Raw genomic sequence first — 21,111 nt, 5'->3', positions numbered from 1 at the left:
CCCTCCCGTCTTTTTTCTGTTCCCTACACCACATTCAACCCTGTTTCGAGGAGTTGCGATGAATACAATAATTAAACGCACCAATGTGCGTTACAGCATTCTTGTTTTCTTATTTCTTGCCACCGTATTTAATTATGCTGACCGCGCCACTCTTTCGGTGGTCGCGCCAATCATGAGTAAAGAATTAGGTTTTGATCCGGAAGCACTTGGCCTCGCATTTTCGGTATTTGGTATTTCTTACGTGGCCCTGCAAATTCCCGGCGGTTGGTTGCTGGATAAATATGGTTCACGGCTGGTGTATGGCTGCGCGCTGATTGGCTGGTCGATAGTCACCATGTTTCAGGGCACCATTTACCTCTACGCCAGCCCGCTAATTGTGCTGGTAATACTGCGCCTGCTGATGGGCGCGATTGAAGCGCCCGCCTTTCCGGCCAACAGCCGCTTAAGCGTGCAGTGGTTTCCAAATAAAGAGCGTGGGTTTGTCACCGCTGTATATCAGGCTGCACAATATATTTCGCTGGGTATTATTACGCCGCTGATGACCATTATTCTGCACAATCTTAGCTGGCACTATGTTTTTTATTATATTGGTGCGATCGGTGTCGTACTTGGCATATTCTGGTTGGTGAAAGTTCGCGATCCGTTATCGCATAAAGATATTAACCAGCAGGAAATTGATTATATTCGCGACGGTGGCGGTGAACCCTCGCTCGGCAGTAAAAAAGGTCCGGAAAAAATCAGCCTGGCGCAGATCAAAAGCGTCTGTATTAATCGCATGATGATCGGTGTGTATATCGGGCAATTTTGTGTCACCTCGATTACCTGGTTCTTCCTGACCTGGTTTCCGACCTATCTCTACCAGGCCAAAGGGATGTCGATTCTGAAAGTGGGTTTTATCGCCAGTATTCCGGCGATCGCCGGGTTTATCGGTGGGTTGCTGGGCGGCGTTGTTTCCGACTGGCTGCTGAGACGCGGTTACAGCCTGACGACGGCGCGTAAATTCCCGGTGATCTGCGGCATGCTGCTCTCCTGTGTGATTGTGCTGGCCAACTATACCGACTCAGAAGTGGTGGTAGTTGCGGCGATGAGCGTGGCGTTCTTCTCGAAAGGGTTTGGCAACCTGGGCTGGTGCGTGTTGAGTGATACATCGCCGAAAGAAGTGCTCGGTATCGCGGGGGGCGTGTTCAACATGTGCGGTAACCTGGCGAGTATTGTCACACCGCTGGTCATTGGCGTGATCCTCGCCAATACCCACTCCTTCGATTACGCCATTCTGTATGTCGGCTCAATGGGGCTGGTTGGTCTGTTCTCGTATTTGTTTATTGTTGGTTCGCTGGAGCGCATTACGCTAGCGCCAACGGCGGCCTGAGTCTGATTCTGGCGTCCCGCTAACGCCGCGCTGCTCCGTCATCCTGTACTCCCGGCGGAGCAGCTTTTTTTAGTTGTAGGTAATACCCGGTGGATTGACCAGCGATTGCGTCACCGCCTCCCCCTGCTCTCCCCAGCGCGCCAGCACCTGCTGGTACTCGCCGCGCGCAATAGCGCCGTCAAGCGCTGCCTGCAAGGCATAGACCAGCCCGTTCCCTTTTTTGGTAGTGGTGGCGATCCACGCTTTTTTCGGCCCCAGCCCGACCACCCGTGTGGTGCCATTCAGCGCCGCTTTATACGACGCCACCGCCTGCGGACCAAATACCACATCCGCCCGCCCGGACTGAATATAAAGATTGCCGGAAGCGTCATCCGTCAGGTAGATCGGCTGCGCCGGTTGTCGTCCGGCGGCGCGGTTCTCTTCATTCCAGCCCAGCAAAATCCGCTCCTGGTTGGTACCGGAGCCGACAATCACTTTGCGACCAGCCAGATCCTCCGCCCCATGAATCGCCTGGATTGGGCTGGAGGATTTCACGGAAAAGGCCAGCGAATCCGCACGATAGGTGGCGAAATCAAACTTCTGTTTTCGCGCTTCGGTCACCGCTATGTTCACCAGCGCTACATCGTAGCGCCCGGAGGTGATACCCAGCGGCCAGTCCTCCCACGCGGTCGGCACCAGTTTCAGTTTTAACCCAAGATTTTGCGCCAGCAAGCGAGCGATATCCGGATCGCTGCCAATGCGGGTGCGATTATCGCTGGCGACCAGCGCCAGCGGCGGCGAGTTGAGCGCGGAGATCGCCACCGTTAACGTCCCCGGCTCCACAAAGCGATAGTTCGCCGGAATTTTGGCGATCGCCGTCTCATCGCGCCGGGCGGTGAGCGGCTTTTCGTTGGCTTGTAAATCGATCTGTCCGGCAGACGCGCTGCCAGCTATCAGCAACAGTGCCAGAAATCCCTGTTTCATTTTCACTCCTTACAACACTTTGGATAAAAACTGCCGTGTCCGTGGATGCTGCGGATGGTTGAGCACCTCATCGCTGCTGCCCTGCTCAACAATTTTGCCATCGACCATAAACACCACCTGGTCGGCGACTTCACGGGCAAAACCAATCTCGTGTGTCACCACCACCAGTGTTGATCCCGCACGCGCCAGCTTTTTAATCACATCCAGCACTTCGCCCACCAGTTCCGGATCGAGTGCGGAAGTCGGTTCATCAAACAACATCACGCGCGGACGCAGCGACAGCGCGCGGGCAATGGCAATACGCTGTTGCTGCCCGCCGGAAAGATGGCGCGACCAGGCATCCGCTTTATTGCGCAGGCCCACCACATCCAGCAGTTCCCAGGCTTGTTCGATGGCCTCTTTGCGGCTCAGTTTTTTATGGGCAATCGGCGCTTCAATCAGGTTTTCCAGCACGGTCAGATGCGGGAACAGATTAAAGTTCTGAAACACATAGCCGACATTGACCCGCTGGCGCAGGATCTCTTTCTCCTTCAGCTCATAAAGTTTGTCGCCGCGCAGGCGGTAACCGATATATTCGCCGTCGATGCGGATAAACCCTTCATCCACACGTTCAAGGTGGTTGATGGTGCGCAACAGCGTGGATTTGCCCGAACCGGAGGGGCCAAGGATCACCGTGACGGACCCCGGCGGGATCTCCAGCGATACGCCGTCCAGCGCTTTGTGGCGACCAAAATATTTGCTGACGCCGGTAATCGAAATATGCCCATTAAGAGACGTTGGCATGAACAGGCTCCTGCGGTTGTGCGGTGCGAACACCAGCGGTAACGCGTTTGCGTGATGGAGAGATAGCGGAACGGCGTTCACTGCGTGCCAGCCAGCGCTCAACCAGATACTGAATGGCCGACAGCACGCTGGTGATCACCAGATACCAGACCGCGCCCACCATCAGCAGCGGGATCACCTCCTGCGTGCGGTTGTAGATCATCTGGATGGTGTAAAACAGTTCCGGCATCGCCAGTACGTAAACCATCGCGGTGCCTTTGGCGAGACTGATGATTTCGTTAAAACCGGAAGGCAATATCGTGCGCAGCGCCTGCGGCAGAATAATGCGCAGCGTACGGCGCCAGGCCGGTAACCCCAGCGCGGCGGCCGCTTCGTACTGCCCGTGATCGACGCCGAGGAATCCCCCGCGGATGATTTCGGCGGTATAGGCGCTTTGCACCAGCGTTAAACCGACCACGGCGGTGGAGAACTGGCCGAGCACGTTAATGGTTTCGTAATGGCCCCAGCTTATTGCCGTAAAGGGAATGCCCAGCGACAAGCTGTCGTACAGATAGGAGAAGTTATACAAAATGATCAGCACGACAATCAGCGGCAGCGAGCGAAACAGCCAGATATAGCTCCACGCCAGGCTGCTCAGTAGCCAGGACGATGAAAGCCGCGCCAGCGCCAGCAGGCCGCCGAACACCACACTCAGCGCCGTGCCGAGCAGCGTCAGCAGTAACGTCTGCCCTAACCCGTCGAGGATCACGGGATCGAAAAACCAGCGGGCGAATACCTGCCACTCCCAACGGGGGTTAAACGCCACAGACTGCACAATGCCCGCCAGCACAAACAGCGCCACCACTGCACCCACCGTGCGCAGCGGGTAGCGTGCGGGGACGACTTTAACCGGTTCGATCGTTTTCATGCTCCCTCCTCATGCCGTTTTGCTTAAGCGCGCTGTCGAGAGCGCTTTGGTAAAGCGCAGCCGCCCGTCGAAAGGCGGCTGGCTGTACTCTTCCGGATCGCGATGGAGATCAAACTGCGGCTGGTAACCCTGGCTTATATAGAGACGCACCGCTTCCGGCTGGCGAAAACCGGTAGTCAGGTAAATGTGGCTGTACCCGGCAAGTAATGCGCGGCGTTCCAGCTCCTGCACAACGCGTGCGGCCAGACCTTGCTGGCGCAGCGTCGGGTGCGTCCAGATACGTTTGATCTCCGCCGTGTGCGTATCAAACGGCTTGTACGCGCCGGTGGCAATGATCTCGCCATCGCGCTCCAGCACGATAAACAGCCCCTGCGGTGCCAGATACCACTCGGTCTGCTCCACTTCCGCATCGCGGGAGAAGTAGTCGCCATAACGCGCGGCGTACTCGCCAAACAGCCCGGTTAAAATAGGCTGAAGCTCCGGCGCTTCCGGCGAGACATCACGGAATCGTTCGCCCATCTCAGACCTCCTTAATCGCCCAGACCGGCCGGGTTGATCTCCGACGTTGGCAGTCTCTCCACGCCTTCGCCCCAGCGATTAAGTACTTTGTCGTAATCGCCGTTCTTGATAACGCCGTTCAGCGCGGTTTGTACCGGTTCCGCCAGGCCGCTGCCTTTCCGTAGTGTGACCGCGATGTGCGCCGCCTTCGGCCAGCCGCCATCGACGCTGCCAACCAGCCGGGTTTTGCCGGTCAATGCCGCTTTCCATGCGCCAATGACATTCGGGCCGAAATAGGCGTAGGCGCGCCCGGATTGCAGCGCCAGTGTCTGCGCGGCGTCATCTTTGGTGTATATCGGGGTAAACGGCTTCAGCCCTTTTTTCAGGTTTTCAGCGTTCCATGCGAGCAGGATCGCCTCCTGATTGGTGCCGGAACCGACAATAATGCGCAACCCGGCGATATCTTCCGCTTTCTCGATCGACTTCAGCGGACTGGTCGATTTGACGTAAAAGCCGAGGGAGTCTTTGCGATAGGTGGCGAAATCAAATTTTTCTTTACGCGCTTTGGTGACGGTAATGTTGCTGATGGCCGCATCATATTTCCCGGAGGTGACGCCAAGCGGCCAGTCTTCCCAGGAGGTAGGAACGACGTTCAGTTCCAGCCCCAGACTGTCGGCAACCAGGCGGGCAATATCCACCTCGCTGCCGAGCAACGTTTTGTTATCGTCGGCGAACACCGTCAGCGGCGGCGAATTAAGCGCAGCAACGGCAACGGTAAATTTGCCCGGCTGCACGAAATGGTAATCCTTTGGCAACTGCGCGACCGCCACCGGATTTTTCTCGGTGTTAATCGGCGTTTTATTCGCCTCAAGGCTGACGCCGGTGCCGTTAATATTCACATCCTGAGCCCAGGCCAGCGGCATGACGCTCAATGTCAAAGCCAGCAGTAGCGATGTTTTGTGCATAGCGTTTCTCTTCTTTTATTGTTGTGAAAACGGATTAGCGGGCAGCGGCAGACCTAAACTCTCGCGGAGTGTTGTGCCGGGATACGCCTTGCGAAACAGCCCGCGCGCCTGCAACAGCGGCACGACTTTGTCGACAAAGCGCGGGAAGGTATCCGGTGTGCCGCCCTGGATGATGAAACCGTCGGCGGCGTAGCTTTCAAACCACTGCTGCAAGCCATCGGCAACCTGCTGCGGCGTGCCGGAAAAACGCGGGCGCGGCGTGGCGCTCTCCAGCGCCACCTGGCGCAGTGTTAACCGGCGTTCACGTGCATTGCGTTTGATTTCGTCAGTGGTACTACGAAAGCTGTTCTGCCCCAAATCGCCGATATCGGGGAAAGGTTCATCCAGCGGATACTGGCTGAAATCGTGATGTTCGAAATAACGCCCGAGATAATTGAGCGCATCGGCAATGGATACCAGCGCTGCGGTGGTCTGGTATTGCTGTTCGGCGTCCTCTTCGCTGTCGCCGACAATCACACTGACACCCTGGAAAATATGCAATTCATCATGGCGGCGACCATACTGCTCCAGTTGTTGTTTGACGTCGCGATAAAATGCTTTCGCCTCGTCAAGCGTCTCCTGATGGGTAAAAATGGCGTCGGCATGACGTGCCGCCAGCTTTTTACCATCATCGGATGCACCTGCCTGGAAAATAATGGGTCGTCCCTGCGGCGTGCGGCCGATATTTAATGGCCCGGCAACCTGAAAAAAATCACCGTGATGATTCAGCGTATGTAATTTAGCCGGATCGAAGAATTGCCCGCTGGCTTTATCACGAATAAAGGCATCTTCTTCCCAGGAATTCCATAATCCTTTCACCACATCGAGATATTCATCAGCAATGCGGTAACGCAGCGCGTGATCCGGATGTTTTTCCCGTGAGAAGTTTTTTGCCGAGCCTTCCAGCGGCGAAGTCACCACGTTCCAGCCTGCGCGGCCATTACTCAAATGGTCGAGGCTGGCAAACTGTCGCGCCACGGTGAAAGGCTCGCTGTAGGAGGTGGAAAGCGTACCGACCAGCCCGAGATGAGTCGTCACACTGGCCAGTGCGGATAATACGGTGATTGGTTCAAAGCGGTTTAAAAAATGTGGGATCGATTTTTCGTTGATATATAAGCCGTCAGCGACAAATAAAAAATCGAGTTTCCCTTTCTCGGCAATTTTTGCCGTCTCCTGCACAAAGCCGAAATTAATACTGGCATCGGCAACCGCCGCCGGATGTCGCCAGGCGGACATATTTCCCGATGCGCCATGCAATATGGTGCCAAGGCGCAATTGTCGTGCTGTAGACATACTCCATCCTCATATTCAGGCAACAGAATGCCCGGCGCAGCCGCGCCAGGGCGATAATATTTTTCAGGGTTGCAGTAAGGCTTTTTCCGCTAACAGCGCGAAATAACGCGCTGCCGGTTCGATGAGATCCTCATCAGGATTAAACGACGGATGATGCAGACCGTATTCACTGGCGCTGCCAATGCTGACAAACGCGCCCGGAATATGTTGCAGATAGACGGCGAAATCCTCGCCGCCCATATGCAGATCCGCCTGTGCTGTCTGGTAGCCGTGCCAGTCGGCGACATCACGGGCAAATGTCGCCCAGCGCTCGTGGTTGATCAACGCATCCGGACCGGCAAACCAGTTGACGGAGATTTCCGCATCAAAGGCGCGCGCCAGACCAGCAGCAATCTCATCGACACGACGTTTGACGCTGTCGCGTACATCGTGGCGGTGCGTGCGCAGCGTGCCTTCCAGCTCGACGTGTTCTGGCAACACATTCCAGGTGTTTCCACCCTGAATACGGGTGACGCTCAGCACCACGGATTCCAGCGTATTGACGTTACGGCTGGCGATACTCTGCAGCGCCACCACCAGTTGGCTGGCGAGTAAAATGGCGTCGTTGCCTTCATGTGGCCGCGCGGCATGCGCGCCTTTACCGGACACTTTTAAGGCAAAGCGATCTACGTTTGCGTAAAACGCGCCGCTGCGCGTGGCAAACGTCCCCACCGGTAAACCCGGTTCATTGTGCATGCCGAAAATGGCGCTGACGCCGTTAAGTGCTCCCGCCTGAATCAGGCGCTTCGCGCCGCCAAAATTCTCTTCGGCGGGTTGAAACAGAATGCGTACCCGACCAGCAAGCTGAGACTCTTTCTCTTTCAGCAACAGCGCCGCGCCGAGCATCACTGTCGAGTGAATATCGTGGCCGCACGCATGCATGATGCCCGGATTACGCGAGGCAAACGGCACGTCCACCGCCTCGTCGATCGGCAGGGCGTCAATGTCCGCGCGCAGCGCAATCACCGGCTCGCCGTCACCCACTTCCGCCACCACGCCGGTCGGTAGCGTCAGCGGCAGCAGGCGCAAACCGGCGTTTTCCAGCCAGTGGCGAATGCGGCGTGTGGTTTCGAACTCCTGCAATGAGAGTTCCGGGTGTTGATGCAGTTCGCGGCGCCAGGCAAGCAGTTGTTGCTCAAAACTCATTCTGTCACCTCCTGACGAGCATGAACCTCTGCCAGCAGCCGTAACGACTGCAAGCGCGCGCTCCCTTCGCTCACCGGTGTATCAATAATGAATTCATCAATCGCAAATTCCTGATGCAGCGCTTCCAGCGCCGCGCGTACTTGCGTCGGTGTACCGGCAATCAGCGAAGGTTCGCGGCGAGTAATGCTGACTGCCGGACTCCCGGCCTGACGGGCAAAGGCATGTCCTTGTGCTTCGCTGGCGACGCTAACGCGTTGTCCATTCGCCAGCGTCACGCCCCATACTTCAACGTGTTGCGCGAGTTCCTCGGCCTGCGCATGGGTTGGCGCGACAATCACCTGCACGGCAACCAGCGTATCGCGCTGGCTCTGCTGCTGCCACTGTGTGACAACGTCACGCAAAAGCGCTTTATCGCCGTTCAAGTGGGCGGCGAAAACAAAATTCCATCCCTGTTTTGCCGCAAGCGCTGCACTCTCAAGGCTCGCCCCCAGCAGAAAACCCTCTGCGCGCACTGGCGGTAGCGGTGTGGCGAGCAACGACTCTTCGGCGCTGCCGTCGGTCGGTGACAGCCAGCCATCCAGTTGCGCCAACTGTTCAGCAAAGCTGCCCTTCTCTGCGCTGTTGACGCCATGCTGCAGGGCGCGTGTAGAAAGCGGTAAGCCGCCGGGTGCTTTACCGATGCCCAAATCAACCCGCCCCGGCGCCAGCGAGGCCAGCAGGTTAAAGTTTTCCGCTACCTTATACGGGCTGTAGTGCTGCAGCATCACACCGCCGGAGCCAACGCGAATACGCTGTGTTTGACCCAGTATCCAGGCAATCAGCAGCTCCGGCGAGGGGCTGGCAAGCTGGGCAGTGTTGTGGTGTTCGGCGATCCAGAACCGGTGATAGCCCCAGCGTTCAGCCTGCTGCGCCAGTTGCAGCGTGCGGGCCAGGGCATCCTGCGCGGTTTCCTGCTCCGCGATGGGGCTTTTATCCAGCAAACTCAGACGATACATGCAACGCTCTCATGTTGAAGGAGATACGTTCATTAATAGGTGGCGCGGCGCACGCTGTGAAACAATTAATTTACATTAAATAAGCAAAAAAGTAGCAAAGTCGGCGCGGCGGTCATTATGCATGCTTATGGGATAAGCCTATAACCTTATAAAATTGGCAGGTATTTACCGGTTTATGGCTGGTTTTTTCTGTTGCTTTTATCTGCTGGTTGAATCATTTACGCTGCTTGTCTCCTTTCACCTCACAATTTCTGCTAATAGTCCCATCACTGGCGGCGGGTATGTTTTGCGTCATTTGCCGATTGCAGGTAGGATGCTGCGCCATGTTTCTCTTATCCATACGTAGAATCACTGGAAAGGCAAACATTTACCGCGGAGCAATCGTTTGGCTTTTGCTCACGCAGGTTGAGGAATTCCGCAAGGTTCAGACAGGTTAACAGGTAACGAAATGAAAACAGACAACAACAGCGCCACGGAGCATCACGCGGCGAAACGACGCTGGCTTAACTCTCATGAAGAGGGCTACAACCGGGCGATGGGTAATCGCCAGGTACAAATGATCGCTATTGGCGGCGCGATCGGGACGGGGTTATTTTTGGGCGCAGGCGCACGATTACAGATGGCGGGGCCATCGCTGGCAATCGTCTATCTGGTTTGTGGTCTCTTCTCTTTCTTTATTCTCCGCGCGCTGGGCGAACTGGTATTGCACCGCCCTTCCAGCGGTAGCTTTGTTTCCTATGCCCGTGAGTTTCTGGGCGAAAAAGCCGCGTTTGTCGCCGGCTGGATGTACTTCATTAACTGGGCGATGACCGGTATCGTCGATATCACCGCCGTTGCGCTTTATATGCACTACTGGGGCGCGTTTGGCGATGTGCCGCAGTGGGTGTTTGCGCTGGCCGCGCTGGCGATCGTCGGCACCATGAACATGATTGGCGTGAAATGGTTCGCCGAAATGGAGTTCTGGTTTGCGTTAATCAAAGTGCTGGCGATTGTGGTGTTCCTGATTGTCGGGACCATCTTCCTCGGTAGCGGTAAACCGCTGGACGGCGGCACAACCGGCTTCCATTTGATCACCGACAACGGCGGTTTCTTCCCGCACGGCTTGCTGCCAGCGCTGGTGCTGGTTCAGGGCGTGGTCTTTGCGTTTGCCTCTATCGAGCTGGTCGGTACTGCCGCCGGTGAGTGTAAAGATCCGCAGACCATGGTGCCAAAAGCGATCAACAGCGTGATCTGGCGTATCGGTTTGTTCTACGTCGGCTCGGTGGTTCTGCTGGTGCTGCTGCTGCCGTGGAATGCCTATCAGGCAGGTCAAAGCCCGTTTGTGACCTTCTTCTCCAAACTGGGCGTGCCTTACATTGGCGACATCATGAATATGGTGGTGCTGACCGCTGCGCTTTCCAGCCTGAACTCCGGGCTCTACAGCACCGGCCGTATTCTGCGTTCGATGTCGATGGGGGGTTCTGCGCCGAAGTTTATGGCGAAAATGAGCCGTCATCATGTGCCTTATGCCGGTATTCTGGTCACCATTTGCGTCTATATCGTCGGGGTGTTCCTGAACTATCTGGTGCCGTCGCAGGTGTTTGAAATCGTGCTGAACGTGGCCTCCCTGGGTATTATCGCCTCCTGGGGCTTTATCGTGATTTGCCAGATGCGTCTGCGTAAGGCGATCAAAGAAGGCAAAGTAGCGGATGTCAGCTTCAAAATGCCAGGTGCTCCGGTCACGTCATGGCTGACGCTGCTGTTCCTGCTGAGCGTACTGGTGCTGATGGCGTTTGATTATCCGAACGGCACTTACACCATCGGTTCTATCCCGCTGATTGCCGTGCTGCTGGTTGCTGGCTGGTTTGGCGTACGCAAACGCGTACAGGAAATTCACAGCACTGCGCCAGTTGCGCCAACTGAGAACACCTCGCGCTAAACGGGCGGCAGTAAACATTAAGGGAAGGCACTGGCCTTCCCTTTTTTATTACAGCGCAATACGAATAACATCAACCGGTACGCTGACATACAGCGTTTTGCCATCTCATTAATAACAATAAAGTGGAACACCAAATGAGGCAGAAGCGCATCTGGCAGGCAGGGACTACACTCATTCTTAACTTAACGTGCGTTTAATGTTTTCAAAATATTTACATAACCTTTAACATATTGGCGCATGTTCCATTTGGTTCGTTTTTCTCACTCGGTTCCGATATGACTATTCTTTCTGCCACGAAGGCCACTCTGCCGGCGTTATTACTCCCGGCTGTCCTCTCTCCGTCTGCTTCTGCCGCTGACAATGAACAAACAATGATCGTCAGCGCCGCGCCACAGACAGTCTCTGAACTTGATAGCCCTGCCGCCGTCAGCGTTGTACAGGGCGACGATATCCGCCAGGCGGCACCGCGCGTCAATTTGTCGGAATCGCTAAACAGCGTGCCCGGCTTGCAGGTACAAAACCGGCAAAACTATGCCCAGGATCTGCAACTTTCCATCCGTGGATTTGGTTCGCGTTCCACTTATGGTGTGCGCGGTATTCGCCTGTACGTGGATGGTATTCCTGCGACGATGCCGGACGGTCAGGGGCAAACGTCGAATATCGATCTCAACAGCGTGGAGAGCATTGATGTGCTGCGCGGCCCCTTCTCGGCGCTGTACGGCAACGCCTCAGGCGGGGTGATGAATGTCACCACGCAGACTGGACGCCAGCCGACAACCATTGAAGCCAGCAGCTATTACGGTAGCGACGCAAGCTGGCGTTACGGCCTGAAAGCAACTGGTGCGGTAGGCGACGGCACACACGCGGGCGACGTGGATTACACCGTTTCCAGCACCCGCTTCGTCACCGGCGGCTACCGCGATCACAGCGGCGCGCGCAAAAATCTCGCCAACGCCAAACTGGGTGTGCGGATTGATGATGTCAGTAAGCTGAGCCTGATCTTTAACAGCGTTGACATCAAAGCCAACGATGCGGGCGGCCTGACCAAAGAGGAGTGGCAGGATAATCCGCGCCAGTCGCCGCGTGCTGACCAGTACAACACCCGCAAAACCATCAAACAAACGCAGGCCGGGCTGCGCTATGAGCGCCAGATGAGCAGCCAGGATGATTTAAGCGTGATGATGTACGCCGGAGAACGTGAAACGACGCAGTATCAGTCGATCCCGCGCGCGCCGCAGCTTAACCCGGCCCATTCAGGCGGTGTGATCGATTTGACGCGCCATTATCAGGGTATCGACACGCGCTGGACGCACCGTGGTGAGCTGGGCGTGCCGGTGACTTTTACCGGCGGGCTGAACTACGAAAATATGAGCGAGAATCGCAAAGGTTACGAAAACTATGTGATGGATGGCTCGACGCCGGTCTACGGCGAAAAAGGCAATCTGCGCCGTGACGAACGCAACCTGATGTGGAACCTCGATCCGTACGTGCAAACGGCCTGGCAACTGACGGATAAACTCTCTCTCGATGCGGGCGTGCGCTACAGCTCGGTGTGGTTTGATTCCAACGATCACTACGTTACGGCCGGTAATGGCGATGACAGTGGTGAAGCCAGCTATCACAAATGGCTACCGGCGGCTTCACTGAAATACGCGCTCACCGATGCGTGGAACGTTTATGCGGCGGCCGGACGCGGTTTTGAAACCCCGACCATTAATGAACTCTCCTATCGTTCCGGTAACCAGAGCGGGCTGAATTTCGCGCTGAAACCCTCTACCAATGAAACCGTGGAAATCGGCAGTAAAACGCGCATTGGCAACGGCCTGCTGACCGCAGCGCTGTTCCGCACCGATACCGATAATGAGATCGTGACCGACACCAGCAGCGGCGGGCGCACCACGTACAAAAACGCCGGGAAAACCCGTCGCCAGGGCGCGGAGCTGTCGCTCGATCAACAATTTGCCGGAAACTGGCGCGCCAAAGTGGCGTGGACTTATCTGGATGCCACGTACCGTAGCGAAGTCTGTACCGACAGCGACTGTAACGGCAACCGTATTCCGGGCATAGCGCGCAATATGGGTTATGCGTCACTGGGCTGGATCCCGGATCAGGGCTGGTACGCGGGTGCCGATGTGCGCTATATGAGCGATATTATGGCCGACGATGAAAACAGTGCGAAAGCCCCCTCCTACACCGTTACGGGCATCAACACCGGCTACAAATTTAGCTACGGCAACTGGATGATGGATGTGTTTGGCCGCATCGATAACCTGTTTGACCGTGAATATGTTGGCTCAGTGATTGTTAATGAATCGAATGGTCGTTACTACGAACCCGCTCCGGGACGTAACTACGGCGTCGGTTTGTCCATCGCTTATCAGTTCGAATAATGCTCGCCAACCGCCTTCATCCGAGGGCGGTTTGTAATAGAAAAAAGCCCGGAAGCTGATGCTTGCGGGCTTTTTTTATTGAGTTAAAACACTGTCAGAAGGTGGTCCAGCCTTCATCGCTGCTTTGTGTTTCACGCGGTAAAGCAGGCGCTTTCGCCGTTGGCGTGGCTTTGGGTTTTCCCGCTTTCGGTGCGCTTTTGGCTTCGTTTTGCTCCAGACGGAATGTTGCCACCAGTTCTTCCAGCAGACGCGCCTGTTCTTCCAGCGAACCTGCCGCGGAAGACGATTCGCTCACCAGCGCGGCGTTTTGCTGCGTGGTGCTGTCCAGCTCGCTCACTGCACGGGCAATCTGCTCAATACCACGGCTCTGCTCTTCCGACGCCGAGGAAATTTCACCCATGATATCGTTAACACGCGTTACCGATCGGACAACCTGGTCCATGGTTTCACCGGCTTTGGCCACCAACTCACTGCCGACATTGATACGGGAAACCGACTCGCTGATCAGTTGTTCAATATCTTTTGCCGCCTGCGAACTGCGCTGAGACAGGCTGCGCACTTCGCTGGCCACTACGGCGAAACCCCGGCCTTGTTCACCGGCACGCGCGGCTTCCACTGCGGCGTTCAGCGCCAGAATGTTCGTCTGGAACGCAATACTGTTAATCACTGCGGTGATATCAGCAATTTTGTTAGAGCTGCTGTGAATGTCGCCCATGGTATTCACCACTTCGCGCATTACCGTACCGCCTTCGCCGGCCGTCTGTGAGGCCTGCGCCGCAAGGCTGCTGGCGTTACGGGCGTTATCGGCGTTATTTTTCACCGTCGCGGTCAGCTCTTCCATGCTGGCTGCCGTTTCCACAACCGCTGCGGCCTGCTGTTCCGTACGGGAAGAGAGATCGGTATTGCCTTCGGCAATTTCGGTTGCCGCGCGGGAAACCTTCGTCACGCTGTTACGTACTTCGTGGATCATTTCACGCAGCGTGTCGTTCATCCGCCCCATTGCCCCGGTCAATTGCCCCAGTTCGTCGGTACTCTGCGCGCGAATTTGCGAGCTGAGATCGCCGCTGGCAATACGTTCCGCCAGTGCAAGGTTGCGGTCAATCGGACGGGTAATCTGGCGGATCACCCACCAGGAGACAATCACTCCGAGCAGAATGGCGATAGCGCCGATAATTGCGGCGATGGTACTGGAGCTATAGGCCAGCTCATCGTTGTGCGCTTTTACCAGCGTAATGATCTGCTTCAGCGCCGCGCTGCTGTTATCGCCACCGGTTTTAACATGATCTTCTGCGGTCTTGAGAGCCTGATAGGCGGTGAAATAGTTGCGGCTCAAATCGTGGTATTTAACGGTGTTATCCCATAAAGCCTGTAACGGCGCTTGCAGTTCGCCCGGCAGCTGGCTCGACAGCGCCTGAACACTTTTTTGCGTGTCGCTGAAATGGCGCTCCAGCGCATCGCTGCTCTCTTTGCCTGGGCTATAACGGACAACCAGCGCCGCGTCACGCACTGCGCTGATAGCGAATAATTGCTCATAAACTTGCGTCATCAGGCTCGGATCGGCAACCGGCGTACGCACGAGCGTGGTGTAGCTGGCGGCGAGATCTTCAGCAGCGAGTTTATCGAGCGCATCGCGAACGGCGTGAATATCACTGGTCGCTTTTTGCATCTCGCCAATGCTGCTCTGGAACTTCGCCAGATGATCGGCGACATCGTTGATGATCTGTTTTTCGTTGGTTGACCAGCTCATGTTGTCAGCGCTGGCCGTCAACTCTGAAGCGTGGCGAACGTAATCAGACATCACCTGACCGGATTTATCATCACCATAGAAATATTTCAGGCGGTTAATTTTTGCCTGAAACACTTCGATGTTGATGTTGTACATCAGATTGGTTTTTTGATAGACGTCGCGGATTTCCTGAAAGCGCAACACACTGAGGACAGAAGCAACAGCAACCAGAAACAGAACTAACCCAAATCCTACCGACAGCTTTCTACTAATTTTTATATTGCTTAATCGTTGGTTAAATGACATTCCCCGACTCCTCGCTGGACACCAAATGTTAGCGCCTTACTACGCGCAAGAAAGGTTATCGGCAGGGAATGCGTGGATTTCAGGTATTAACTGGTCTTATAAGTACAAAACGTGATATGGATGCGCCCCAATGACAAATTTTTGTCGGGAAGCATCCATGATTTAGGTTAAGTAATTGTATTTAAGAGAAATAGCTCAGCGATAAAATTGCTTATGAATAATGTTTGCGCCCTCATCGATGGCCCGCCATATTCCGCGTTCGCTGGCAAAAGCATCACCTTCTTCAAGTGCGGCTAATAAGTCTGAATAATCGTGGCTGCGTGTTAAATCATCCGAATGTGGATAAAGATAATTAAAACATGGGCCAATGCGTACCCATAATTGCTCAATCAATGCTGTCAATGTCGGCATACCTGCCTGCTGGTAAATCGAAAAGCGAAAAATCCGATTTGCCTGCAACATCTGCTCGGTATGGCCGCTTTTTAGTGTTTCGTGAAAAGCCGCAGCCAGCGCACGCAACTCCCTGATCCTCTCCGGGGTCATACTTTGACTGGCGGCACGGGCAGCCATCCCTTCAAGGTTTTTGCGTATCTGGTTGATTTCGTCATAGCGTTCAAGGCTGACCTCCGGCACTAAAAACGCCTGCGCCGGTGTGGCATGTAGCGCGCCTGCAGAGACCAAACGCAAAAGCGCTTCCCGTACCGGAGTAATACTGGTACCCAACTGATCTGCTATTTCTTTCGTGATAAGCCGCGCGCCAGGTTTTAGCGCACCGATAATAAGCGCATTTTTCAGACTCGCCTCCACCTGCATAGTGAGGCTGGTTCGTTGCGCTTTTTCCAAATCAAGCATGTTTGCGTCCTGTATAATTTCTTATTTATTTTCAGCCTGGTAGCGTGTCCGTAATCATTCAAATATATTATATAAACATGCCTGGTATTGGATTGTCGCGTAAAAGATGTAGCTAATAATTAGTTATTATGCACAACTACCAGGAACCGCCTTCACAAGGTTATCAGTTCCTTATGCTTGTCTAATTAAAGACGTTTTTTCGGATTTTGCACAATTCTGATGGCGGTTTTTTTCGCCGCCATCAGTCGCTTAGCGTGATGGTCCAATTTGCACTACGACCTTGCCGAAATTTCGACCTTCCAGCATACCGATAAACGCCTCCGGCGCTTGCTCAAGACCTTCTGTTAGTTGTTCACGGTAGTGAATTATTTCCTGTTTTACCCATTTCCCCATTTCTTGCTGGAATTCGTTAATTCGGTGACCGTAATCCTGAGTAATAATAAATCCCTGCAACCGAATTCGTTTTTTAAGCAGAGTTGCCATTAATAACGGAATACGATCCGGGCCGTCAGGAAGTTCCGTGGCGTTATAACCGCTGACTAATCCGCAAAGCGGAATTCGCGCCCTGGTATTTAATAATGGCAGCACGGCATCAAAGACTTTGCCGCCGACATTTTCAAAATAGATATCGATCCCTTGCGGGCAGGCCTTCGCCAGTTGTTCGGCAAAATCTTCCGCGTGATGGTCGAGACAGAGATCAAAACCGAGTACCTCCACGGCATGACGGCACTTCTCTTTGCCCCCGGCGACCCCGACAACGCGACACCCCTTGATTTTACCGATCTGCCCGACCGTTGCGCCGACCGGGCCGGTTGCAGCGGCAACGACCAGCGTTTCCCCCGCTTTCGGCTGACCGATATCAAGCAACCCCATATAGGCGGTAAAACCTGGCATACCGAGGATACCCAGCGACCATGAGGGATGCTGTGGATCTTTACCAAGGTTGATCACATCATCGCCGCTGGCGATGTCGTAATCCTGCCAGCCGCTGTAAGCCAGCACCCAATCGCCTTCGGCAAAATCCGGATGCAGTGAACTGACCACGCGGCTGACCGTCGCGCCACACATCACTTCGCCGATTTTTACCGGCGGCGAATAGGATGGCGCATCGCTCATACGACCGCGCATATAGGGATCTAACGAGAGGTAGACCGTTCGCAGTAACACCTGGCCTTCGCCGGGTGCCGCGATGTCATCCTCTTCAAGGCGGAAATTGTCGGTAACCGGGGCGCCATGTGGGCGAGAAGCCAGCACCCAACGGCGATTGCGGTGAGAAGATTGATTCATCGTGCTCTCCTGTGCATGAAAGACTAATTACTGATACTAGTCGTTTCCTGCCAGCAGCGCGTTAACATTATGTACCGGCGTGGTTGAGCCGCACCACCAGATAGCGGCAAGGTGCGCTGCTCTCGTTGATAAAACGGCAATCGTTCGGCGGCCCGAGTTCCAGGCAATCCCCGGCTTTCATTTCGTGCCGCGTATCGCCTTCAACAAACACCAACTCGCCTTCCTGCAACCAAATTAACTGCCGTGCTAACGCATAAGAAGAAGCGGGCATCGGAATATCGCTGCCCGCTGGCAGGTCGATTTGCACCAGATCGATAGGCAGATCGCTGCGCGGCGAAACGTGGCGGCGCAGGTAGTGGCTTTGCGGGTCGCTCCATACCGGCTGATCGGCGTAGCGCAGCAGCTTTCCTTCCTGCATTTCGGCGCGGGCAATCAGCGTTGACATGCTGATGCCGAATGCGCCGGAAAGCCGCGCCAGCAGCGCCGCCGTTGGGCTGCTCTCGCCGCGTTCGATTTTGTGGATCATCGCCCGCGAAACGCCCGCGCGTTCGGCCAGTTCGCTCAATGACCAGCCGCGGGATTCACGTTCTACACGAATTCTGGCACTGATCCGTTGATTTATATTGTCTGAGATAGTATTCATATCGTAATACTATAGTGTACAAATCTGAGGTTCAACCATGAATATTCGTTTTGCCGGGAAAGAAGATTGTGCCGCCATTGCAGAGATCTACAACCATGCGGTGGTGAACACTGCTGCCATCTGGAACGATCAAACGGTCGATGTAGGGAACCGTATTGCCTGGTATGAAGCGCGCGCCAAACTGGGTTATCCAGTGCTGGTCAGCGAAGAAAATGGCGTGGTCACCGGCTACTCTTCGTTTGGTGACTGGCGCGCCTTCGATGGTTTTCGCCACACCGTCGAGCACTCGGTGTATGTTCACCCCGAACATCAGGGCAAAGGCCTCGGGCTGGCGCTGATGGAACGCCTGATCGAAGAAGCCAGACGCATTGGTAAACATGTGATGGTGGCGGGCATTGAGTCGCAAAACCATGGCTCTATTCATCTGCACAGTAAACTGGGTTTTGTCACGACCGCGGAAATGCCGCAGGTCGGCACCAAGTTTGGTCGTTGGCTCGATTTAACCTTTATGCAGTTGCAGCTCGATAACCGTACCGATCCGGATGCTATCTAATGAACCAGTCGTTGACCCTCACCTTTCTGATCGCCGCCGGGATTGGCCTGGTGGTGCAAAACACGCTGATGGTGCGCATTACTCAGTCGGCCTCGACGATCCTTATCGCCATGCTGCTCAACTCGCTGGTGGGTATTGTGCTGTTTGTCTCGATTTTGCTGTTCAAGCATGGGATGAGCGGGTTTCAGGAACTGTACGCCAGCGTGAAGTGGTGGACATTAATCCCCGGTTTGCTGGGTTCGTTTTTTGTCTTCGCCAGCATCAGCGGTTATCAGTACGTTGGCGCGGCAACGACCATTGCGGTTCTGGTGGCAAGCCAGCTGATTGGCGGGCTGGTGATGGATGTGGTGAGGAGTCAGGGGATCGCGCTGCGGGCGCTGATTGGCCCGGTGTGCGGCGCGGTACTACTGGTGATTGGCGCCTGGCTGGTGGCCAGACGCCAGTTCTGATCACAGGATTGAGCCACCTTTGGTGAGCTGGTCACGGCGCGCTTCCATATCTTCTTTATGCTGGCGGCCGTGATGCGCAATCGCCGTTCGCAGGCGCTGCTGCTGCGCATAGCGCTCTTCCCGGCTTAGCGCGGCGTCATCGCTGAGTTCAACCAGTAATTCGTTCATCCCGATAATAACGCTCTGTTCAATGGCCGCATCAACGCGCGCGACAACCTCATCCAGATGTGACATATCCACTCCTTTAATTCAATTTCACTTTCGAGAAATCACTGCCCATCAGGCTGACCTGATAACCGGTCACATTACTGCGCGTGGCGTAGAAGGTTTTGCCATTCGCCAGCGCAATCCACGGCGCCTGCTGGTAGAAGATATCCTGCGCCTGTTCGTACAGTTTGGCGCGGGCCGCCGGATCGCTGACCACTTTGGCTTTCTGCACCAGCGCATCATAGCCTTTATCGCACCAGCGCGCGGCGTTGGCGCCGTTTTTGATGCTATTGCAGCCCAGCAGCGTATCGGCGAAGTTATCCGGGTCGCCATTATCCGACATCCAGCCGAACAGAGCCGTGTCGTGCTCGCCTTTACGCATTCCGGCCAGATACTCCCCCCACTCGAAAGAGACAATCTTCGCTTTCACGCCCACTTTCGCCCAGTCGCTCTGGATCATCTCGGCGATACGGCGCGAGTTCGGGTTATACGGACGTTGTACCGGCATTGACCACAGTGTGGCTTCAAAGCCGTTCTCCAGGCCCGCCTGTTTCAGCAGCGCTTTGGCTTTTTCCGGATCGTAGCTGTAATCCTTCAGATCTTTGTTATAGCCCAGCATATTGGGCGGCAGCGGCGATTTCGCCACGCTGCCGGAGCCGAGGAACACGGCGTTAACGATCGCCTGCTTATCGGTGGCATAGTTCAGCGCCTGACGCACCAGTACGTTATCAAACGGTTTTTTCTCGGTGTTAAATGCCAGATAACCGACGTTCAGCGCATCAATGGTATGCAGCGTCAAATCTTTGTTGTTTTTTATCTGATCAAACTGCACCGGTGACGGCGCCGGAATGATCTGGCACTCGTTGGTTTGCAGTTTCGCCAGTCGTGTCTGCACATCCGGGGTGATAGAGAAAATCAGGTGTTTGGTTGGTACCGGGCCTTCCCAGTAGTTCGGGTTGGCAAGATAACGGATTTGCGCATCGGTTTTGTATTGCTGCAACACATAAGGGCCGGTACCGATTGGCCAGTTGTCGACGTTTTCCGGCGTGCCTTTTTTCAGCATCGCATCGGCGTATTCCGCTGAGAGAATAGAGGCGAAATCCATCCCCCAGTCGGCAAGAAATGGGGCGTTCGGTTCGTTCAGCACAAACTGGACGTGGTAATCGTCCACCTTTTTCACCTCTTTAATCAGCTTATCAAGGCCGACATCGGTGAAGTATTCGTAATTACCCCGCGAAACATTGTGATACGGGTGTTTCGCGTCCATTTGCCGCATGACGGAGAAAATCACGTCATCGGCGTTGAAATCGCGCGTCGGTTTAAAATATTTATTGCTGTTGAATTTTACCCCCTGGCGCAGCGTAAACGTCCAGGTCTTGCCATCTTCCGACACTTTCCACTCCGTCGCCAGCGACGGAATCGGGGTATTTTTCACCGGATCGAAGGTGACCAGGCGGTTATAAAGCACCTGCGAGCTGGCAACAAAAGTCGGCCCGGAACTGGCAATTTGCGGGTTAAAGGATTCAGGCGACGCTTCGGAGCAGTAGACGATGGTGTCGTTAGACGCGGCCCATGCCGCACTTGCCGGTAACAGTGTGCTCAGCGCGAGGGCGAGCAGCGTTTTCCCTGTAGACATTATCAGGAACCTTCTTATTTATATGGAGTAGTAATCTCAGCACAGCTCAGGTGAACTGGCAAATGGTGATTCTCTATCAGGTTATGCTAAAGCAGTTGATTTCGCTGAAATATCAACCATCATTACGATTAAAATTTATCTTAAATA

Annotated in this window: 17 protein-coding genes and 1 pseudogene; 5 read left to right on the top strand and 13 right to left on the bottom strand. The window is 54.9% G+C overall.

The genetic code is table 11. The annotated features are described in order from the left end of the window. Positions 1 to 58 precede the first annotated feature (58 nt). Positions 59 to 1,369, top strand: a complete 1,311-nt coding sequence (locus CWM66_RS00325) for an MFS transporter (RefSeq protein ID WP_035885673.1) — start codon at positions 59 to 61, stop codon at positions 1,367 to 1,369. Positions 1,370 to 1,438: 69 nt separating this feature from the next. Here the strand turns inward: CWM66_RS00325 and CWM66_RS00320 are convergent, their stop codons facing one another. From CWM66_RS00320 to CWM66_RS00285, 7 genes and pseudogenes are all read right to left on the bottom strand, one after another. After that, a complete protein-coding gene (locus CWM66_RS00320; RefSeq protein ID WP_107146104.1) occupies positions 1,439 to 2,332 on the bottom strand; it encodes a transporter substrate-binding domain-containing protein in 894 nt (297 codons plus the stop codon). A gap of 9 nt (positions 2,333 to 2,341) precedes the next feature. Next, positions 2,342 to 3,115 carry an amino acid ABC transporter ATP-binding protein gene (locus CWM66_RS00315; protein WP_035885671.1) on the bottom strand — a complete coding sequence of 258 codons (774 nt, stop codon included), beginning with the start codon at positions 3,113 to 3,115 and terminating at the stop codon, positions 2,342 to 2,344. Continuing rightward, positions 3,099 to 4,022, bottom strand: a complete 924-nt coding sequence (locus CWM66_RS00310; RefSeq protein ID WP_035885670.1) for an amino acid ABC transporter permease — start codon at positions 4,020 to 4,022, stop codon at positions 3,099 to 3,101. Before CWM66_RS00310 ends, CWM66_RS00315 begins: the two co-directional genes overlap by 17 nt. 9 nt (positions 4,023 to 4,031) lie before the next feature. Next, positions 4,032 to 4,541 (bottom strand): GNAT family N-acetyltransferase, encoded by a 510-nt coding sequence (locus CWM66_RS00305; RefSeq protein ID WP_035885669.1) that lies wholly within the window; start codon positions 4,539 to 4,541, stop codon positions 4,032 to 4,034. Positions 4,542 to 4,552: 11 nt separating this feature from the next. After that, positions 4,553 to 6,817: pseudogene (locus CWM66_RS29170) on the bottom strand (NtaA/DmoA family FMN-dependent monooxygenase). Between the two features lie 63 nt (positions 6,818 to 6,880). Next, positions 6,881 to 8,002 carry an amidohydrolase gene (locus tag CWM66_RS00290; RefSeq protein WP_035885666.1) on the bottom strand — a complete coding sequence of 374 codons (1,122 nt, stop codon included), beginning with the start codon at positions 8,000 to 8,002 and terminating at the stop codon, positions 6,881 to 6,883. After that, positions 7,999 to 8,997 carry an MsnO8 family LLM class oxidoreductase gene (locus tag CWM66_RS00285; protein WP_007375132.1) on the bottom strand — a complete coding sequence of 333 codons (999 nt, stop codon included), beginning with the start codon at positions 8,995 to 8,997 and terminating at the stop codon, positions 7,999 to 8,001. Before CWM66_RS00285 ends, CWM66_RS00290 begins: the two co-directional genes overlap by 4 nt. A 448-nt stretch (positions 8,998 to 9,445) precedes the next feature. Between CWM66_RS00285 and ansP the strand changes: the two genes are divergently transcribed. Next, positions 9,446 to 10,915, top strand: coding sequence for an L-asparagine permease (ansP, locus tag CWM66_RS00280; RefSeq protein ID WP_072438870.1), 1,470 nt, complete (start codon positions 9,446 to 9,448; stop codon positions 10,913 to 10,915). A 275-nt stretch (positions 10,916 to 11,190) separates the two neighbouring features. Continuing rightward, positions 11,191 to 13,305, top strand: coding sequence for a TonB-dependent receptor PqqU (pqqU, locus tag CWM66_RS00275; RefSeq protein WP_072438872.1), 2,115 nt, complete (start codon positions 11,191 to 11,193; stop codon positions 13,303 to 13,305). Positions 13,306 to 13,399: 94 nt separating this feature from the next. Here the strand turns inward: pqqU and CWM66_RS00270 are convergent, their stop codons facing one another. The 4 genes from CWM66_RS00270 to CWM66_RS00255 form a co-directional block, all read right to left on the bottom strand. Further along, complete coding sequence (locus CWM66_RS00270; protein WP_071920825.1) at positions 13,400 to 15,337, bottom strand: methyl-accepting chemotaxis protein; 1,938 nt, start codon at positions 15,335 to 15,337, stop codon at positions 13,400 to 13,402. Between the two features lie 195 nt (positions 15,338 to 15,532). After that, positions 15,533 to 16,189 (bottom strand): GntR family transcriptional regulator, encoded by a 657-nt coding sequence (locus CWM66_RS00265; RefSeq protein ID WP_007372109.1) that lies wholly within the window; start codon positions 16,187 to 16,189, stop codon positions 15,533 to 15,535. 249 nt (positions 16,190 to 16,438) lie between these two features. Then, positions 16,439 to 17,476: an NADP-dependent oxidoreductase gene (locus CWM66_RS00260; protein WP_071920826.1), complete on the bottom strand. Its 1,038-nt coding sequence runs from the start codon at positions 17,474 to 17,476 to the stop codon at positions 16,439 to 16,441. A 67-nt stretch (positions 17,477 to 17,543) separates the two neighbouring features. Beyond that, the gene (locus tag CWM66_RS00255) at positions 17,544 to 18,119 is read right to left on the bottom strand and encodes a helix-turn-helix transcriptional regulator (RefSeq protein WP_007372107.1); all 576 of its coding nucleotides are present in this window, start codon (positions 18,117 to 18,119) and stop codon (positions 17,544 to 17,546) included. Between the two features lie 37 nt (positions 18,120 to 18,156). Between CWM66_RS00255 and CWM66_RS00250 the strand changes: the two genes are divergently transcribed. Both CWM66_RS00250 and CWM66_RS00245 read left to right on the top strand, forming a co-directional pair. After that, complete coding sequence (locus CWM66_RS00250) at positions 18,157 to 18,672, top strand: GNAT family N-acetyltransferase (protein ID WP_007372106.1); 516 nt, start codon at positions 18,157 to 18,159, stop codon at positions 18,670 to 18,672. Continuing rightward, a complete protein-coding gene (locus CWM66_RS00245; protein ID WP_107146102.1) occupies positions 18,672 to 19,121 on the top strand; it encodes a DMT family transporter in 450 nt (149 codons plus the stop codon). The genes CWM66_RS00250 and CWM66_RS00245 overlap by 1 nt, the downstream gene beginning before the upstream one ends. Here CWM66_RS00245 and CWM66_RS00240 read toward each other — a convergent pair whose 3' ends face one another. Further along, positions 19,122 to 19,355 (bottom strand): YdcY family protein, encoded by a 234-nt coding sequence (locus CWM66_RS00240; protein ID WP_007372104.1) that lies wholly within the window; start codon positions 19,353 to 19,355, stop codon positions 19,122 to 19,124. It lies immediately after the preceding gene. 10 nt (positions 19,356 to 19,365) lie between these two features. Next, positions 19,366 to 20,964: an ABC transporter substrate-binding protein gene (locus tag CWM66_RS00235; protein WP_107146101.1), complete on the bottom strand. Its 1,599-nt coding sequence runs from the start codon at positions 20,962 to 20,964 to the stop codon at positions 19,366 to 19,368. Between the last annotated feature and the right edge of the window lie 147 nt (positions 20,965 to 21,111).

Origin of the sequence: Kosakonia sp. H7A (assembly GCF_003028445.1) — a bacterium.
Taxonomy (GTDB): domain Bacteria; phylum Pseudomonadota; class Gammaproteobacteria; order Enterobacterales; family Enterobacteriaceae; genus Kosakonia; species Kosakonia radicincitans.
Note: the sequence above shows the minus strand (reverse complement) of the source record. Positions and strands in the feature narration are given on the sequence as shown.

What these genes read in the sequence shown, in the direction of transcription:
- CWM66_RS00325 (WP_035885673.1), top strand. Translation starts at nt 59, where the DNA reads ATGAATACAATAATTAAACGCACCAATGTGCGTTACAGCATTCTTGTT.
- CWM66_RS00320 (WP_107146104.1), bottom strand. Translation starts at nt 2,332, where the DNA reads ATGAAACAGGGATTTCTGGCACTGTTGCTGATAGCTGGCAGCGCGTCT.
- CWM66_RS00315 (WP_035885671.1), bottom strand. Translation starts at nt 3,115, where the DNA reads ATGCCAACGTCTCTTAATGGGCATATTTCGATTACCGGCGTCAGCAAA.
- CWM66_RS00310 (WP_035885670.1), bottom strand. Translation starts at nt 4,022, where the DNA reads ATGAAAACGATCGAACCGGTTAAAGTCGTCCCCGCACGCTACCCGCTG.
- CWM66_RS00305 (WP_035885669.1), bottom strand. Translation starts at nt 4,541, where the DNA reads ATGGGCGAACGATTCCGTGATGTCTCGCCGGAAGCGCCGGAGCTTCAG.
- CWM66_RS00290 (WP_035885666.1), bottom strand. Translation starts at nt 8,002, where the DNA reads ATGAGTTTTGAGCAACAACTGCTTGCCTGGCGCCGCGAACTGCATCAA.
- CWM66_RS00285 (WP_007375132.1), bottom strand. Translation starts at nt 8,997, where the DNA reads ATGTATCGTCTGAGTTTGCTGGATAAAAGCCCCATCGCGGAGCAGGAA.
- ansP (WP_072438870.1), top strand. Translation starts at nt 9,446, where the DNA reads ATGAAAACAGACAACAACAGCGCCACGGAGCATCACGCGGCGAAACGA.
- pqqU (WP_072438872.1), top strand. Translation starts at nt 11,191, where the DNA reads ATGACTATTCTTTCTGCCACGAAGGCCACTCTGCCGGCGTTATTACTC.
- CWM66_RS00270 (WP_071920825.1), bottom strand. Translation starts at nt 15,337, where the DNA reads ATGTCATTTAACCAACGATTAAGCAATATAAAAATTAGTAGAAAGCTG.
- CWM66_RS00265 (WP_007372109.1), bottom strand. Translation starts at nt 16,189, where the DNA reads ATGCTTGATTTGGAAAAAGCGCAACGAACCAGCCTCACTATGCAGGTG.
- CWM66_RS00260 (WP_071920826.1), bottom strand. Translation starts at nt 17,476, where the DNA reads ATGAATCAATCTTCTCACCGCAATCGCCGTTGGGTGCTGGCTTCTCGC.
- CWM66_RS00255 (WP_007372107.1), bottom strand. Translation starts at nt 18,119, where the DNA reads ATGAATACTATCTCAGACAATATAAATCAACGGATCAGTGCCAGAATT.
- CWM66_RS00250 (WP_007372106.1), top strand. Translation starts at nt 18,157, where the DNA reads ATGAATATTCGTTTTGCCGGGAAAGAAGATTGTGCCGCCATTGCAGAG.
- CWM66_RS00245 (WP_107146102.1), top strand. Translation starts at nt 18,672, where the DNA reads ATGAACCAGTCGTTGACCCTCACCTTTCTGATCGCCGCCGGGATTGGC.
- CWM66_RS00240 (WP_007372104.1), bottom strand. Translation starts at nt 19,355, where the DNA reads ATGTCACATCTGGATGAGGTTGTCGCGCGCGTTGATGCGGCCATTGAA.
- CWM66_RS00235 (WP_107146101.1), bottom strand. Translation starts at nt 20,964, where the DNA reads ATGTCTACAGGGAAAACGCTGCTCGCCCTCGCGCTGAGCACACTGTTA.